The sequence below is a fragment of the Haladaptatus sp. CMSO5 genome, assembly GCF_036689885.1.
GTDB lineage: Archaea > Halobacteriota > Halobacteria > Halobacteriales > Halococcaceae > QDMS2.
In genome coordinates this window covers 2,852,351-2,868,651 of sequence record NZ_JBAHVW010000001.1, presented here as the reverse complement: position 1 = coordinate 2,868,651, position 16,301 = coordinate 2,852,351, and the positions used below count along the sequence as shown (strand labels likewise).

Annotated in this window: 18 protein-coding genes and 1 tRNA gene; 17 read left to right on the top strand and 2 right to left on the bottom strand. The window is 61.7% G+C overall.

Annotated features, from left to right (window positions below):
* Window positions 1-174: phosphate acyltransferase (locus tag V5N12_RS15395; protein ID WP_442904985.1), on the top strand; the 174-nt coding region annotated here is incomplete at its 5' end.
* Between the two features lie 193 nt (window positions 175-367).
* Window positions 368-1,231, top strand: a complete 864-nt coding sequence (locus tag V5N12_RS15390) for a hypothetical protein (protein ID WP_332900057.1) — start codon at window positions 368-370, stop codon at window positions 1,229-1,231.
* Between the two features lie 9 nt (window positions 1,232-1,240).
* Here V5N12_RS15390 and aglF read toward each other — a convergent pair whose 3' ends face one another.
* Window positions 1,241-1,978 carry a UTP--glucose-1-phosphate uridylyltransferase AglF gene (gene aglF / locus V5N12_RS15385; RefSeq protein ID WP_332900056.1) on the bottom strand — a complete coding sequence of 246 codons (738 nt, stop codon included), beginning with the start codon at window positions 1,976-1,978 and terminating at the stop codon, window positions 1,241-1,243.
* 89 nt (window positions 1,979-2,067) lie between these two features.
* Between aglF and aglM the strand changes: the two genes are divergently transcribed.
* A complete protein-coding gene (aglM, locus tag V5N12_RS15380) occupies window positions 2,068-3,360 on the top strand; it encodes a UDP-glucose 6-dehydrogenase AglM (protein ID WP_332900055.1) in 1,293 nt (430 codons plus the stop codon).
* Here aglM and V5N12_RS15375 read toward each other — a convergent pair whose 3' ends face one another.
* On the bottom strand, window positions 3,361-5,673 hold the full coding sequence (locus V5N12_RS15375) for a hypothetical protein (protein ID WP_332900054.1): 2,313 nt from the start codon (window positions 5,671-5,673) through the stop codon (window positions 3,361-3,363).
* An 85-nt stretch (window positions 5,674-5,758) separates the two neighbouring features.
* On the opposite strand from V5N12_RS15375, the gene trmY reads away from it, so the two are divergent.
* The 14 genes from trmY to V5N12_RS15305 all read left to right on the top strand — a co-directional run bounded on the left by trmY (window position 5,759) and on the right by V5N12_RS15305 (window position 16,289).
* Entirely contained in the window at window positions 5,759-6,355 is a 597-nt protein-coding gene (trmY, locus tag V5N12_RS15370; protein WP_332900109.1) for a tRNA (pseudouridine(54)-N(1))-methyltransferase TrmY, read from the top strand.
* A gap of 44 nt (window positions 6,356-6,399) precedes the next feature.
* Window positions 6,400-6,472, top strand: a tRNA-Pro gene (locus tag V5N12_RS15365).
* A 221-nt stretch (window positions 6,473-6,693) separates the two neighbouring features.
* On the top strand, window positions 6,694-7,410 hold the full coding sequence (locus tag V5N12_RS15360; protein ID WP_332900053.1) for a hypothetical protein: 717 nt from the start codon (window positions 6,694-6,696) through the stop codon (window positions 7,408-7,410).
* Window positions 7,411-7,601: 191 nt separating this feature from the next.
* Window positions 7,602-9,272, top strand: coding sequence for an ArnT family glycosyltransferase (locus V5N12_RS15355; protein ID WP_332900052.1), 1,671 nt, complete (start codon window positions 7,602-7,604; stop codon window positions 9,270-9,272).
* Window positions 9,273-9,310: 38 nt separating this feature from the next.
* Window positions 9,311-10,102, top strand: coding sequence for an inositol monophosphatase family protein (locus V5N12_RS15350; RefSeq protein ID WP_332900051.1), 792 nt, complete (start codon window positions 9,311-9,313; stop codon window positions 10,100-10,102).
* A 30-nt stretch (window positions 10,103-10,132) separates the two neighbouring features.
* A complete protein-coding gene (locus V5N12_RS15345; RefSeq protein WP_332900050.1) occupies window positions 10,133-10,675 on the top strand; it encodes an NUDIX hydrolase in 543 nt (180 codons plus the stop codon).
* Between the two features lie 52 nt (window positions 10,676-10,727).
* A complete protein-coding gene (gene tgtA / locus V5N12_RS15340) occupies window positions 10,728-12,233 on the top strand; it encodes a tRNA guanosine(15) transglycosylase TgtA (protein WP_332900049.1) in 1,506 nt (501 codons plus the stop codon).
* Window positions 12,226-13,977: an archaeosine synthase subunit alpha gene (gene arcS / locus V5N12_RS15335; RefSeq protein WP_332900048.1), complete on the top strand. Its 1,752-nt coding sequence runs from the start codon at window positions 12,226-12,228 to the stop codon at window positions 13,975-13,977. Before tgtA ends, arcS begins: the two co-directional genes overlap by 8 nt.
* A gap of 36 nt (window positions 13,978-14,013) precedes the next feature.
* Window positions 14,014-14,469 (top strand): hypothetical protein, encoded by a 456-nt coding sequence (locus tag V5N12_RS15330; RefSeq protein WP_332900047.1) that lies wholly within the window; start codon window positions 14,014-14,016, stop codon window positions 14,467-14,469.
* 36 nt (window positions 14,470-14,505) lie between these two features.
* Entirely contained in the window at window positions 14,506-14,892 is a 387-nt protein-coding gene (locus V5N12_RS15325; protein ID WP_332900046.1) for a hypothetical protein, read from the top strand.
* A 38-nt stretch (window positions 14,893-14,930) separates the two neighbouring features.
* Window positions 14,931-15,212 carry a ubiquitin-like small modifier protein 1 gene (locus V5N12_RS15320; protein ID WP_332900045.1) on the top strand — a complete coding sequence of 94 codons (282 nt, stop codon included), beginning with the start codon at window positions 14,931-14,933 and terminating at the stop codon, window positions 15,210-15,212.
* A complete protein-coding gene (locus V5N12_RS15315) occupies window positions 15,212-15,469 on the top strand; it encodes a hypothetical protein (protein WP_332900044.1) in 258 nt (85 codons plus the stop codon). Before V5N12_RS15320 ends, V5N12_RS15315 begins: the two co-directional genes overlap by 1 nt.
* The gene (locus V5N12_RS15310; RefSeq protein ID WP_332900043.1) at window positions 15,470-15,838 is read left to right on the top strand and encodes a hypothetical protein; all 369 of its coding nucleotides are present in this window, start codon (window positions 15,470-15,472) and stop codon (window positions 15,836-15,838) included.
* A 43-nt stretch (window positions 15,839-15,881) separates the two neighbouring features.
* The gene (locus V5N12_RS15305) at window positions 15,882-16,289 is read left to right on the top strand and encodes a hypothetical protein (protein ID WP_332900042.1); all 408 of its coding nucleotides are present in this window, start codon (window positions 15,882-15,884) and stop codon (window positions 16,287-16,289) included.
* Window positions 16,290-16,301: the final 12 nt, after the last annotated feature.

Sequence of the window (16,301 nt, the reverse complement as noted above, 5' to 3'; positions counted from 1 at the left end):
GAGGCGGGGAACATCGCGTACAAACTCCTCCAGCGCCTCGGCGGCGCAGAGGCGATTGGGCCGATGCTCGTTGGCATGGACAAACCCGTCCACGTCCTCCAGCGCGGCGACGAGGTCAAAGACGTGGTCAATCTGGCATCCGTTGCGGTTGTTGATGCACAAGACACCCGCTGAGGAGTCGGTCAGGTGGCGGTTTCACGCTGGTAGGCATCAACTGGCCCGTCGCAGTCACTCGAAAACCCCTCTGAAAAACTGTCTTTCCGGAACGACTGTAACATCCAACTAACAGTCATGTCAGGGTGTGTATCCAGTCTGTAACAATATCTTCTACTCCCGAAAGTCAGGTATGCCGACTCCATTTCGAACAATGAGCATTGTAGTAGGAGCGTTCGTGCTCCTCATCATCGTGAGTTTCACCGTCGGGCTGTCGGGCTTTGGTGGCCCGGATACGTCCGACCAGGACCTCGTGTTCGATGACGTTGTGACACACGACCCTGTCACCCCTGACCCGACGACGAGCGCACCTACGACGACTCCGCCCGTGACCACGACGACGGTCACGACGACCGAGCACACGGCATCGCCAGATCCGACAACTACGACCGAAGAGCCGGTGACGACGACCGAGCGAAAACGCTCGCGGCACTCTTCGTCTGACTCCGACGATTCAACGACCACCACTGCGACGCCAGTGACCACGACTGAAACGCCGGTAACCACGACGCAGACTCCAACGACGACGGCAGAACCCACGCCAACTCCAACCCCAACGCCGGTGGAACCGACGTACTCGCCTGACACGAAGACGGGCCACTACCACGTCTACCTCGCCACGGGCCGGCCGTACCAATCGTTCAACGACACGCGTAACTGGTCCTACATCGACAACGACCAACTCGTCTACATGCTCTACGGCAACACCGTCACCGGTGGGACCGAAGGCGTCCAGAACACCGGATGGCAAGATGAGTATATCCAGGAGTGCGTTGACTTCACGAGCGTCGAAGTGAACGACACCGCGGTCCGCATGAACTTCTACGTTCACGAGGACTGTGGCCCACTCTTCGAAGGAGAACCCGACTCTCACAGCTGGTTTACCCTCGCAGTTTACCAGATGCCAAACGGTGAGTACACCGCACCTGAGAATCCGGAGATGGAACTTGTCCACGCGAAAGCTCGCTACTTCAGCTCAGGACACCACTACATCATCGTAGACCTGCCAGAAAACTAATCGACTCGCTTACTCCGTTTTCGCCTTTTTGCCTTCTTCTTCGAGAATCCGTTTTTCCGTGGCTTCTCTGTCCTCTGGATAGCCGATGTCCGCGCGCCAGCCTTCCATCCGAATCGCATCGATGGTGCGCCCCGAGTGGATGAGCAGGTCGATTGCCTCACTCAACTCGTACTCGCCGCGATTCGACGGCTGGACGAGGTGGCAGGCGTGGAAAATCGCCGGCGTGAACGTATAGAAGCCGGTCATGACCAGATTCGATTCGGGTTCTGCGGGTTTTTCGACCACGGAGATAATCTCGCCGTAGGCATTCGTCCGACAGACACCGTAGCGAGAGGCTTGGTCCCACGGCACCTCTTCGACGAGAAAGGCAGCGTCTGCGCGCTCTTCGCGCTGGCGATTCACGACATCTCCGAGGTTCGCCCGGAAGATGTTGTCACCGAGGATGAGCATGAAGTCGTCGTCGATGTGTTCTTCGACGGTCAACAGCGCGTGGGCGAGGCCGTTCTGTTCGCGCTGGTGTGAGTACGTGATTGGGATGCCTTCGAAATCGTCGCCGTAGTAGCTGATGATGGCCTCTTTCCTGTAGCCGACGACGACGTGGAACTCGGTGGCTCCGAGGTTCTTCAGTTGCTCGAAACAGTGGGTCAAGATTGGTTTTCCCGCCACCTCAACCATCCCTTTCGGCTTATCGTCTGTGAGTGGTCGCAGTCGGGTTCCCTTACCCGCCGCGAGCACGACTGCTTGCATACCACCGTGTGTGCTCTCTTACAGTAAAAACCCTCTCACTGCACTGACTATTCCAAATCCTCAAGACAGATTACGGACAAGTATCTGTAATGAATCTCAGCATCGTGGGGAGCGGGTACGTTGGCACCACAATCGCCGCGTGCTTTGCAGACCTCGGCCACGACGTGACGGCCATCGACATCGACGAGACCGTCGTCTCGAAACTCAACGACGGTGTCGCGCCCATTCACGAACCCGGACTGGCCGACCTCGTGAAAACCCACGCGGGAACGTCGCTCAGAGCAACGACCGACTACAGCGCCGTCCGCGAGACGGACGTGACGTTTCTCGCGCTCACCACGCCGTCGAATCCCGACGGTTCTATCGACCTTTCGATTATGAAAGCAGGGACGCGCTCGCTCGGTGACGCGCTCGCGGAAAAAGACGACTACCACCTCGTCGTCGTGAAAAGTACCGTGACACCCGGGACAACGGGCGATGTCATCCGTCCACTGCTCGAAGAAGCCTCGGGGAAAGTCGCAGGCGAGGACTTCGGCGTTGCGATGAATCCGGAGTTCCTTCGGGAAGGCTCTGCTGTCACTGATTTCTTGAACCCGGACAAGCTCGTCTTCGGCGCGGAGGCAGCCCGCGATTACGACCTCCTCGAAGCGCTCTACGGGCCGCTCATCGACCGAACCGACGCGCCAGTGGTCAAGACGGGCCTGCGCGAGGCCGAGATGATTAAGTACGCGAACAACGCCTTCCTCGCGGCGAAAATCAGCCTCATCAACGAACTCGGAAACATCTGTAAGGCCTACGACGTGGACGCCTACGAGGTTGCAGACGCGATTGGGTTAGACGAGCGCATCGGCCCCCACTTCCTCAGAAGCGGCGTCGGCTGGGGTGGGTCGTGTTTCCCGAAGGACGTGGCCGCACTCATCGCCGCCGCCCGCGACACGGGCTACGAACCGCAACTGTTGCAGGCCGCAGTGGACGTAAACGACCGCCAACCCGGCCGCATGCTCTCGCTGCTCGACGACCACGTCGATGTCAGCGGGAAGCGCGTGGCCGTTCTTGGACTCGCGTTCAAGCCCGGCACCGACGACATCCGCGAGTCGCGGGCGATTCCGACCATCGAAGGCCTGCTCGACCGCGGTGCGACGGTCGTCGCCTACGACCCCGTCGCCACCGACAACATGCGCGCTCGCTTCCCCGACATTGAGTACGCCTCCTCTGCGGCGGCCGCGCTTGCCGGCGCACACGGCGCGCTCGTCGTCACCGACTGGGACGAGTTTGCGGCGCTCGACTTGGAGTTCGACGCGATGGAAACGCCAGTCGTAATCGATGGGCGGCGCATCGTTTCCCCGCGCGAGGGCATCACCTACGAAGGGTTGACGTGGTAGTTACGCAGCCACGGTTTCGCCGTTTTCGACGGCCGTCTCGTTCACGCTGACCGTCTCACCATTTACCGAATACTCGCCCGCATACGGGACGGTGACGCGGTAGGTTCCGTTCGCGTTCGCTGTGACGGTTCGTTCGTAGTCGAACGACGCGCCGTCGATGGTCACCGGCGTCGAAAGTGAGATGGTGGCATTCGGCGCGGCTTGCCCGGTAATCGTCGCGCCGGGGACGAGTCTGAACGCCTTTGTCTCGCCGCTTTCGGTGCTGTAAATCGCTTGGTAGTGGGCAACGCCCGGCGCGGCTTGGCTCTCACTACCGAAGTGTTCGTGGAGTCGGTTTTGCATCGTGCCCGGTGGATAGTCTAACTCTTCGGTCACGACGAAGCCGACGCGATTCGAGAGCCGTCCGTACCAGTCGCTGCTGTTGCTCGCGCGCATGAACGGCGTGTAGGTCGATTGGGCGTAGCCGTAGGACTGTGACTCGCCGCTCACGAAGTAGTTGAACATCCGGTTTTTCCCCCAGCGACTGAGCACGAAGGTCTCGGGGTACGCCATTCCCTGTTCTTCTGCATAGGTGTCGATGGCCTGTGCGGTCTCGAACAGTTCGCCGTCGGTCGTCACCTGATCCATTTTGACCGGCACTTGGACGAGGCTCAGGCTTGCGATGATGAGAAAGAGTACACAGAGCGAGGCAATCGCTTTCCCGTCTGGAATCTCGATTGATTCGCGCGTCTGTGAGACGGATTCTCGAAACGGAACCGGCCTGCGTGCGAGTTCGACGCGCTCTGCGACGTGGACGAAACCGAGCGCGGCGAACACCGCGGTCATCGCCGCCATCTCGCCGACGAACCGAATCTGGAAGCCCGCGAGCACGAAGAAGTACCACGCGTACACCGCGCCGACGATCCATTGGGGCTGGTGCTTTCGATAGCTCGTGAGCGTCGCCCAGCCAATGTAGGGGAGTGCGAGTGCGAGGATGAAGCCGAACAGGAGCAGAAAGCCCATCGAGTCGCCGTTGAACAGCGATTCCGTCTCGACGATGTCCTGTGGGGAGATGAGCCGGTTTATTTGGCCAACCAAGCGCACCCAGTACTCTGGAAGCAGTGCCCGGAAGGCGAGAACGCCGACAATCGCTCCGACTGCTTCGAGCGTGCCGAGCACCGCAGTCGAGAGCTGTGCTCGATAGCTCACCTCGCCAATCGCGAGTACGCCGAAAACGGCGACGAGGAGGAGCGCTGGAGCAGAGGCGACCTGCGTCGTGTGCCAGCCGAAACTGGTGTGGAAGAAGGCGGTGAGGAGTGCTCCAAGTGCCAGTCCCGGGAGAAGCGCGAGATTGGATGCGAGCGGCGACTGGCCTGCGCGCACATCTGAGAGTGTGCGGAAGGCGACGTAGAAGCCAATCGGGACGATGAGCAGCGGTCCGGCCTCCCACGCGAGGGTTTGCCCGGCGACGCCGACGCCGAGGGCGAGGGTTGCGAGCCACGTTTTCGGGCGGGTTTTGAGGTCGGAGAACGCGCCATGGCGGGCGAGGATGACGACGGCGAGCATCGTGAGCGCCAGCCACGGGTAATCGAAGGCGTGGTGGTCTGCAAAGCCGAGACTGGTGCGCAGGGCGTGGCCGGGGATGAGCGCAAGCAGTAGCACGCTCGCGAGGCCAACGCGCCGGTCGTCGGTGAGTTCCGTGGCGAGCAGGTAGACGAGCGCGCCCGTGATGACGGCAGCGACGACGGGATACAGCGCGAGGACGGGGCCGGTCGCGTCCATGCCGCCGAACAACGAAGACACCCACCAGAGGGTTGCGACGAGGAGGGGTTCGCCCTTGGCAACCACGTCGGGGAGAGCAGAGAGTCCGGAAAAGTCGAATACGCCGTTCGTGTTCGTGACGACCTGTTCGACCCAGTAGCGGTAGTAGTAGGGGTCGTTCGCGCCGAGGACGACGTGGCCGTCGCGGAACACGCTGGAAACAAATATCGAGCGGACGGCGCCGAGAAAGACGAGCGCACCGGCGAGGAGCGTGGCGGCGCGGCTGTCGAAGGCGGGAAGCGAAAACGAAACAGCCGGCGTGGTTCGCTCGGTCGTGGTCTCACCGTTGAGGGCAGCTTTCACGGCTTTCCGGTCTGCCACGCGGTAGCCACCGTCGTGTTTTTCGACGATGTTGCGAGAGACGACCTCGCCGAACGCACCGGAGTCGAGCGGGATGTCGCCAAACGTCCACGTCGCCTGCTGCGCATCGACTGCGAGCAGTTGCTCCAGCGAATCGGCCATCTCGGGCCGTTTTTCGAGCAGCGCTGCGGTCTCCTCGCGCACGTCGGTCATTATCACGGAGATACTGACAAACTCGAATAAATGTGCCGGGTGCGTTCGACGGATGTATGACGGGTTCGGGTCGTTTGTGTTCCCAATGCGCCAGTTCATCATCCTCGGCCACGACGCGCCGACGACGCCCGACTTCTCCCTCGACGACCTCGCGGGCGGTGCGGGCCGCTTGGACGTGCTCTGTCGGTGTGTCAACTCTGCGTTCTTCCTCTCCCACGACATCCGCAAAGACGTTCGCGTCTACCTCGTCTTGCAGGACGAACTGACGATTCGCTTCGAGGGGAGCGAACTCCGTCGCCTCAACCCGGACGAACGCTCAACGGCCGCCCTCGTCCGAAACGCACTCAAAGAAAAGCAAAACGCCATCGGACACATGGAAGCCGAAGCTTCGCCCGGCGTGTATCTTTCGCGGCGTGGCTTCGAGCCGATTCTCGAAACCGTCGCGGGCGACGGGACGGTCATCGAACTCCACGAAGACGGCGACCCGATTGCTTCCGTGGACGTGCCCGACAACCCGGTGTTCGTCCTCTCCGACCACCACGACTTCACCGACGAAGAGGCCGCCCTGCTCTCGGAAGCGGCAGAATTGCGCGTTCGAATTGGCCCAGAGATTCTCCATGCAGACCACACCATCACCGTCGCGCACAATTTCCTCGACACCGAAGGGTTCGAGACGTACTAACGTCCGCAACGATTAACAGGTGGGCGAGCATCAAACGTAGATGCGGGCCAGTGGGGTAGCCTGGTATCCTTCGGCCTTCGGGTGGCCGTAACCGCAGTTCGAATCTGCGCTGGCCCATTTTTCCACCGCTCACAACCGCGAGCGCAGCGAGCGGTCTGTGCGGTGTGAAAAATGCAGCCAAGCAGTTCGAACGAGACCAGTCGCGCGCAGCGAAGCGAGCACGTCTGGGCGTTGTTCGAATCTGTGCTGGCCCAAGCGCGTAGTACATTCCCCTCACCCCTACACTTCCACTCCACCCTTACCAACGCCTTTTACGCGAAAGCGCCCAACTGTCGCCAATGGACGGACTCGACGAGGAAATCACAGAGGCAGACGATGTTGCAGCGGAGCGAGACGAACTCGTCAGTGCGGTGTACGAACACGCGGGGACGATTGCGCGCGAACTCGCCTTGCTGAAAGGCGGCGACTACGGCCAAGAGACGTTTTCGACGAGCAACGGTGACTGGACGGTCAAGTACGAAGCGGGCAACCTCGACTATCTGCGATACTCGGGCAAGAAGGGCGATATCTACGTCGTGTCGACCAAACAGCCGCCCGCGCCCGACGACCTCGCGCTGGCGATGGAGGACTACGGCGCGTTCGTCCGGGCGTTCAACGACCACGTCGCGTCGTTCGAGGGCATTCTTGACGAGGTTGACACGGACTTCCCCGAGGTTGCGTCCACGGCGTCAGTCGTCGAAGAGCGCAATCGTCTCGTACGCACGATTCGAGAGACGGCGGATGCGATTTCCGCCCAGCTCCACCGATTCAATGGGACGGATTACGGCGCGTGGAAAACCACGGTTTCAGGAAAGCGCTGGGAGTTGAAGTGGGAGGGCGACCGGGCGTCGTACCTTCGCGTCGGTGGCGAAGGCGGGGTGTATCTCGTCTCGCAGTACGAACCACCGTCTGCCCCGGACGTAAAGCGCCACGCAGAGGGTTTCCGGGGGTTTATCGAGGCGTTCAATGAGCACGTAGACGAGCTTGATGCAAACCTTTCACACGTCGAACTATAGTGGTGCAACCGTGGAGAAAACCGCAAGATAACACCGGATTGACCACTCACGATTCTGTCCTTACGCCGCCCATAATAATGGGCTTTCTTTGATTGTACATATCCAATGACTCTGTTCGCCCAGAGTGGTCTTCGTTGCCCCCACGCCTCCCCCCTCCTTGTCGTACGCTCACGTGGGGTGACGAGTTAGCCATGTCAACACCGCCTCGCTCGCGCACCCGCAACTCGCTGTTGCCAGACTGGCGTCACCACACGGTGACCTGGACAGACGTGACATGGCTCTCGCTCGCCGTCCTTGCCGCGGCCACCGTCTACGTGTCCTACCTCGCGACTCACCAGTACCCGGCCTACGTCGGCGGGTTGTACATCGCCATCTCCGATGCGATTGTCGCAAACGGCTACGCGCTCCCCGAACGCATTCCGGGGTACACCGTGTCGGGGGTTCCCTTCGCCTACCCACCGTTCATGTTCTACGTCTACGCGGTGATCCGTGACCTGTTCGGCGTCGATGCCATCACGCTCACGCGCTTCATCCCCGGTGCAGTCATGACGCTCATAATGGTGCCGTACTACTTCCTCGCGCGCCACCTGCTCGACTCAAAACGCCAGGCGGGCCTCGCGGCCATCGTCTTCGTGGGCACGCCAGCGGTGCTCCGGTGGCACCTTTCGGCCGGCGGCATCGTCCGCGCTCCAGCGTTCATGATTGCGCTGGTTGGAGCATATACCGGGATTCGGCTGTTCCAGACGGGCGACCGTCGGTGGATTGTGCCCGGGATGGCGCTGTTCGGCATCCAAGTGCTCACCCACCCGACGTACACCGTGTTTTTCGCCTTTAGCTACTTGCTCGCCTACGCCGTGTTCGACCGGTCGTTCTACGGACTCGTGTACGGTGCCATCGTCGCGGGCGGTGGCATCCTCATCGCCGCGCCGTGGTGGCTCCAGATTTTCGCCACCCACGGGCCAGAAATTTTCCTGCAGGCGTCTGGCACCCACCACGGCCTCGGCGGTGGCTGGCACCGCATCTACCGGCAGTTCATCATCCCGATCAAAGAGAAGGACATCATATCGGTGTTCTACCTCGCAGTGTTCGTCGCCGCGGGCTACGCGCTCTGGAAAAAACGGTATTTCCTCGCCATCTGGGCGATTGGCGCGAGCTACCTCATCGGGAAAGACCGCTTCCTGTTCGTCGGTGGCGCGATGCTCGTCGCCTTCCTCGTCTACGATGGCGTGTTGCCCGCGGTCAAAACGTTCCTCAGCGAGCGCACGTCGCGCGGCGACCTCTATCGCGGCGTGTCGCTCGCGCTCGTCGCGCTTGTCATGCTCACCGCGGTCGGGACGGGCGTCGCCTTCGCCACGAGCACGCTCCAGACGGAGTACGACCACAGCGCCGCCCAGCCAGCAACGATGGACGACCACGACCGCGAGGCAATGCAGTGGATGCAGTCGAACACGCCGCAGGATGCAACGTTTGTCGTGATGGGCGACACCGCAGAGTGGGTGCCCCTGTTCACCGAGAGGACCATCCTCGTCGGGCCGTGGGGGGTCGAGTGGACGACCTCACACACCTACTACTGGGAGGTCGAATATTACAAGGCCATCTCGAACTGTGGCAGCGCAAGCTGTGTCACGCAATTGCTTGCCTTCGGTGAGCGCCAGCCTGACTACCTCTACGTCCCGAAAGGCGACTACACGGTTCGCGGGAAAGAACGCCACACGGAACTCGGAATGCAAGACTCGCTGTACGAGGCACCGCGCTACGACCTCGTTTACGAGAACGAGGGCGTGCTCATCTACAAGGTCGCACAATCCCCCTCACAGACGACCGATAACTCGGACGAGTCTACCGCGGGAACCGCGGCGTAGGGCGTGCGTTTTTACCGATTGGTGTTGTCGTGGATGACGTGACAGCTACGCCACCCGATGTAGACCGCGTGCTCTCGGTCGCCCGCGAGGCCGCGACCGCAGGCGGCAACGTTGCCCTCTCTGCGTTCCGGACGCCCCTTTCTATCACCCCAAAGGCGAGCAAGATGGACCCCGTGACGCAGGCGGACGTAGACGCCCAGAATCGCGTCGTCGAGGTCATCCGCGATTCGTTTCCCGACCACACGATTGTCGGGGAAGAAGGCGACCAACTGAAAGAGATACCTGACACAGGTCCCGCGTGGGTAATCGACCCCATCGACGGGACGAACAACTTCACCCATGGCAATCGCGTCTGGGCGACCTGCATCGCCTACGTCGAAGACGGCGAACCACAGGCCGCCATCACGCGCCTGCCCGCCCTCGGTGACGAGTACGTTGCTGGGGACACGACGCTCAGAGACAACGAGCCAGTGACGGTGAGCGACCGCGACGACCCCGAGTTGTGTACCGTCTCGCTCACCTTCGGCCTCCAGCCCCAACACCGCCCGCTGTTCGCGGAGGTGTCTCGCAACCTGCTCGAAGCCTTCGGCGACCTCCGGCGCTTTGGCACGGGCCAAGTCTCGCTTGCGATGGTTGCGGCGGGCGAGTTAGACGGTGCGGTCTCCGCGGTCAGGCTCTCGCCGTGGGACACCGTCGCGGGCGTTCACCTCGTCCGGCAAGCCGGTGGGACAGTGACCGACATCGACGGCAATCCTTGGAGATGGGACTCGGAGGGAGTGGTCGCCTCGAACGGCAAGGTTCACGACACCCTCCTCTCGATTATCCCCTGATTTTTCACTGCACTCGACGAAGAGCGAGCAATGACCGACCCACTCGAATGGGAAACGCTCGCCACAGAAACCGCCTACACCTGCCCCGGCTTCGACGTCACCCACGAGGACGTACGCCTTCCTGATGGGACGGAGTCGGACTTCGACTACCTCTCAGAGCCGCCCGCCGTCGTTATCCTCCCGTTTACCCCGGACGGCGATGTGGTGCTCATCGAGGAATGGCGACAGGCGGTAAAGCGCGTGAATCGTGGGCTTCCCGCGGGGACGATGGAACCAGAAGACGACGACCCAGCGGCCGCGGCCCACCGCGAACTCGAAGAGGAAACGGGCCACGAGGCTGCCCGTGTTGCCCACCTGACCACCGTCGAACCGGTAAACGGTATCGCGAACGCGGTGCATCACTACTTCGTCGCCTACGACTGTCACCCTGCGAGCGAGCAGAATCTCGACTTCAACGAGTCGATTCGCGTCGTCATCGAATCCTACGACGACCTCCTCGCGGCCATCGAATCAGGCGAAATCCGGGACGGGCGGGCGGTGCTTGGGACGCTCTATTACGAACGCTTCGCCTGAGTCGCGCTTTGAGAACGGAATGTGTATCCCTGTTCCGTCGAAGTTTCGGACAATGCGCGACAGCTTCGAGGTCCGCGATACAGACGCCGCGGGCCGCATCGGGCGGCTTTCGGTTCCCCGGGCGGGCGTCACGGTGGAGACGCCGGCGCTCCTCCCCGTGGTGAACCCGAACCGCCAGACGGTGGCTCCGTCCCGACTCGCTTCTGAGTTCGGTGCGGAAATTCTCATCACGAACAGCTACATCATCTACAAGAGCGACGACGTGCGCGAGCAGGCCCTCGACGTGGGGCTTCACGAGCTGCTCGACTTCGACGGCGCGATTATGACCGATTCGGGGTCGTTCCAACTCGCAGAATACGGCGAAATCAGCGTCGATACCGAGGAAATCCTCCAATTCCAACACGACATCGGCTCGGACATCGGGACGCCGGTGGACATCCCGACGCCCCCCGACGTGCCCCGCGAGCAGGCAGAAGCGGAACTCGCTACCACCCAAGCACGACTCGAATTTGCCGAGACGGTGGACGTTGGCGACATGCTCGTGAACGCGCCCGTCCAAGGCTCGACGTATCCCGACCTCCGGAAAGCCGCCGCAGAACACGCCTACAGCACCTCACTCGACGTGTTCCCCGTGGGAGCGGTCGTTCCGCTCATGAACGGTTATCGGTTCGACGACATGGTCGATGCCGTCGCTGCGGCGAAAGACGGCCTCGGCGCGGACGCCCCAGTCCACCTCTTTGGTGCGGGCCACCCAATGATGTTCGCCCTCGCCGTCGCCCTCGGCTGTGACCTCTTCGACTCTGCGGCCTACGCGCTCTACGCCCGCGACGGCCGGTATCTCACCGTGCGGGGGACCAAGCACTTCGACGAACTCGACTACTTCCCGTGTTCGTGTCCCGTCTGTGCCGAACACACGCCCGAAGACCTTGAACAGGTTTCGAACAAGGAACGCGAACGCCTGCTCGCAGAACACAACCTCCACGTTTCGTTCGAGGAGATTCGCACCATCAAGCAGGCCATCCGCCGCGGGACGCTGATGGAACTGGTCGAGACGCGCGCCCGTTCGCATCCGGCAATGCTCGACGGCTACCGCGCCATGCTCGCCCACGCAGACCTCCTCGAAGAATCCGACCCGTCGAGCAAAGACGCCTTCTTCTACCTCTCCGGCGAGAGCGCGTACCGCCCGGAAGTCGTCCGCCACCACAAGCGCCTCTCTCGGCTGTCGCCGGAGGGCCACGTCCTCCTCACCGAGGCTGGTTCTTCAGACAACTACGACGAGTCGTGGCGGCTGCTCCCGCCGTTTGGTCCGTTCCCGATGGCGTTGCGCGAGACGTACCCACTCACCGCAGAAGTACCAACACGCATCGACGACGAAGCCTACCGCCAAGCCGTCGTCGGCGTTCAGAAACTCGTCGCGGCGAATCCAGAAACGGAGTTCACGGTCGCCCACAAGGGCTGGCCCGCGGACATCGTCGCCGGACTCCCCGACGGTGTCGAGATTGTTGACTTAGAATCGATGGACAAAAACGCCAACGAGACGGAGGAAACCCATGACTGAGTATTTCGAGGTACACCACCGCGATGGGGCCGCCCGCGTCGGTGAACTTCGCCTCACCGAGTCGGTGACGACGCCGACGCTCGCAGACGACGTGGTGGTCGATGCGGGGAGTCGCTGGCCAAAAGAGCGTGACCTCCCCGAAGGCGACCCGTCGAAAGTGACGATTCTCCCGTATCGAGGGCTTCCCGGCGGCACCGCGCCGGAAGTCGCAGACTCCTTTGGTCCTGAGTATCCAGACGTGGACTTCCCGAGTGCAGCCGTCGTCTCCCAGTACTCGGTGGACGACTTCGGCGCTGACGTGTACGTGCTCTCTGAAGCCCAACGCGTCATCGGCCACGCCGCCGCGTTCGTCGACGCCATCATCGCGATGAAGGAAACGACGCCCGCAGACACCGCACTCATGCTGTCGGGAGTCGCCACGCCCGCGAACGTCGCCATGCTCGTCTACGCCGGGGTTGACCTCGTGGACGCCACCCAAGCGCGCATCAAGGGCACCCAAGGGTTCTATCTTACCACCGACGGCCAGCACTTCCTCGAGGACTTAGAGGAACTCCCGTGTGCGTGTGCGGCCTGTCAGAAACCGCTCGCCGAGTTCACGCGCGCAGATTGCGCCGAACACAACGTCAATGCGCTTCGCGCCCAGTTGGGCATCGTCCGCCAGCGCATCCGCCGCGGCCGCCTGCGCGACTACATCGAAGGCCAAGCTCGCCACGAAGCGTGGCTCACCTCCGCCTTCCGTCGATTCGACCAGGAGTACGCCTACATGGAAGCGCACACGCCACTCTTTCGGCGCACCGAACTGCTCGCGGCGACCGAAGATTCCTTGAAACGCGTCGAAATCCAGCGGTTCGCAGACCGGGTGACGAGTCGCTACAACAATCGCTTCGACAACCCGCTCGTGCTCGTGCCGTGTTCTGCCCGCAAGCCGTACAGCGAATCCCAGAGCCACGGCCAGTACCACGACGCGATTCAATTCCGCGCCCACCTCGTCTCGATGACCTCACCGATTGGCGTGGTGCCCCAGGAACTCGAAACCACCTACCCCGCCCAGCACTACGATTCGGTCGTCACGGGCCACTGGTCCGAGGACGAAAAACAGTTCGTCGCAGCAGTGCTAAAACGGTATCTCGAACGCAACGACTACCCGCGCATCATCGCCCACGTCCCGGAGAAGGGATACCGCGACATCGTCGAACGCGTCGAAGACGCACTCAACTTGGATATCGAGTACACCGTCGAAGACCACCCGACGACGCCCGAATCTATCGGCAACCTCATGCAGACGTTGGACGGCGAGTCGAAGTACCTGAAAAGCGAGCGCCAGCACAACACGCTTCGGGCGCTCGCAGACTACCAGTTCGGCGACGGCGCGGGCGACGAGCTGTTCCCCGACCTCTCGATTCAGGGCCGGTATCCGAAACTCCGGGCCCACACCGCTGACGGCACCCAGTTGGCCGCGATGGTGCCCCTCTACGGGACGCTCTCGTTCACCCTCGAAGGTGCACGCCACTGGCTCGAAAGCGACGTGCCGACGAAAACCGTCGAAATCGACAACTTCGTGCCCCAAGGGTCGGTGCTCGCACCGGGCGTCGTCACCGCGAGCGACGACATCCGCGTCGGCGACGACGTAGTGGTTCAGGGGCCACAGGCGTTCGCCGTCGGCGTCGCCAAGATGAGCGGCCGCGAGATGGAGACGAGCACGCGCGGCATCGCGGTGCAGATTCGCCACGTCGAAGAAGTTTAGGTCAGTTTTAATTATGGGGGCCTGAGTGGTGCCTCCATGGCTCTCGAAAGACGGCTTGCAGGTTTTTCCTTCGTTTTGGCCGGCTTTGCCGGTGCGATAATGACGGTTTCACAGTACCTCCAAATTCTTCTCAATCAGCCACTTTCGCAACTCGGTGGTGCAGCCTTCGTCGTCTCCATTCTCGGATTTCTCGTCAGCCCAGTTCTCGCAGTTGTCCTCGGCTACGTAACGGGAACGCGCGTCGACGTGGCTGTCGCGTACAAGAACGTGCTCGTTTCTTGTTTCGGGGGTGCACTCGTCGGCTTACTGCTCGGCACAGCGGTTGTAACGTTCGTCGCACTCGACGGACAATCGGGTCTCCAATTGGCGTTCCCCATCCTGGGGAGTGTCTACACCGCCATCCTCCGTGCATTGACCTTCACGCTGTTCGTCTTTGCTGGCGCAGCATTTGCGACGTTCCGGACGGGTGCTCCCGCTCTGACACACGGGTAGCACAACCATTTTACACGCGCCATGTCACCTTCAGGCATGGACGACGTGTCACTCGCCCTGCCCGCACAGATCGTCGAATCGCTCCCCGAAGACGGCCAGAACGCGGCCAAAGACATGGAACGCGCCGTCGAAGGCTGGGAGTCGAGCATCAATCGCGCGATAGCCGAGGCAGAAGACGACGCAGAGGCTGCGCGCTTCGTCCTCGAAGCAATCGACCGCATGGAAGCCCGACTGGAGAAATACGACGACTTCGTCCCCGAACTCCGCGCGTGGGGCCAGTCGCCCATCTACGCCATCGCGTGGCGCAACCTCCAAGCGTCGCTCATCACACAACTGTACGACCACGACGCCCTCGCCGCCGAACTTGACCGAGAGCGAAACGCCCGTATTGTCGAAGACGGGATTCGGTTCGGTGGCCGGTAGGTCCATATTTATACGGCTTGCGCCACTGTCTGTGGGTAATGCAGGTCGAACTTCGATTCTTCGCCACCTTCAGAGAAGCCGTCGGGTCGAAAATCATCGAACGCGACTTCGACGACGACGTGACCGTCGGCGAAGTGCTCGAATCGCTCGAAGCCGAGTTTGACGGCCTCTCCGGCAGTCTCTTAGACGGCGACGGAAACATCCGCCCACAGCTCAGCGTCCTCAAAAACGGCCGGGAAGTGCTCCACATGAAGGGCATCGCCACCGAACTCGAAGCGGGCGACCGACTGAGCGTCTTCCCACCGGTCGCAGGTGGCTGATGCAACGCGAAAAATCGTTTCGCGGTATCTCAGAACGCCTCGCCAAACACTATCTGCAGAATCTCGGCGGCGAACCCGGCGACGATGACGCGACGATCGTTGCCGCCGACTGGACCGCACACGTTTCGAGTGAGAAAGTCAGTATTGGCCCGTCGCTCGAACTGACCGAAGTGACCGTGGTTTTCTCTGGCGACGAATCCGTCCTTGAGGAGCTGGTCGAGCGCTTCTCGCAGAAAGCGATGCGTGCAGGTGGGTAGATGGCAAACGGCGACCCAATCGAAGGACAGGTGTTGCTCATCGCGGGCGCGAAAGCGAGCGTCCCCGCCCACAACCTCGCCCCGCTGGTAGACCGCGTCCAGGCGCAGATTGGGCCGAAACTCGACGAGTTTCGAGACCGCTTCGAACTTGTGTTCGAGACCGAGGAGGCCTGTTTCTTCTTCGTCGGTCACGAGCAGTGGGCGGTCATCGCCCATCGCGTGGATATGAACGACCGCGAGATGGACGCCGTCCGCCGCGCGCACAACGAACAACTGCTCCGCGTCGGACGACGCGAAGACCGCCGCTTTGAGTTCGACGCCGCCCTCGACATCCGCGACTGTATCGTCATCGGAAAAGAAACGGTCTGACACCCGGCAGAAAGCTTTTATCGCCGTTGTTTGACCTGCGAGTATGAAGCAATCGACGATTAACTTCACCCTCCTCTTCGTCGGTGCCTGCGTCGCGCTCGCCGGTGTGGCGCTGTTCTTCCCGTTTGCCGATATGGATTATCACGTCGAGTACGTCGAAACGCGAGACACCCCGTCGCCACACAAGCCCACGGCCTACTACGAAGAGCTGGCTCCGACCGAGCAGGCGATTTTCGAACGAGTGAAAGGTGGCGAAGTCGTGACGGTCGAAGACGACATCGACTACCCCGAGGTGGTAAAATATCAGGACCAGTACTACTACCTCTCGTACTATTCGACGTTCGACTGGTTGAATCCGGCGACGTTCGGCCCGTCGCTCATCGCACTCGTCGGCACGGCAACGGCGCTCGGTGCAATCCGTCGGGACATGCGCCAGCGAGTCGTTTACTGAGGCAGCGCAAAA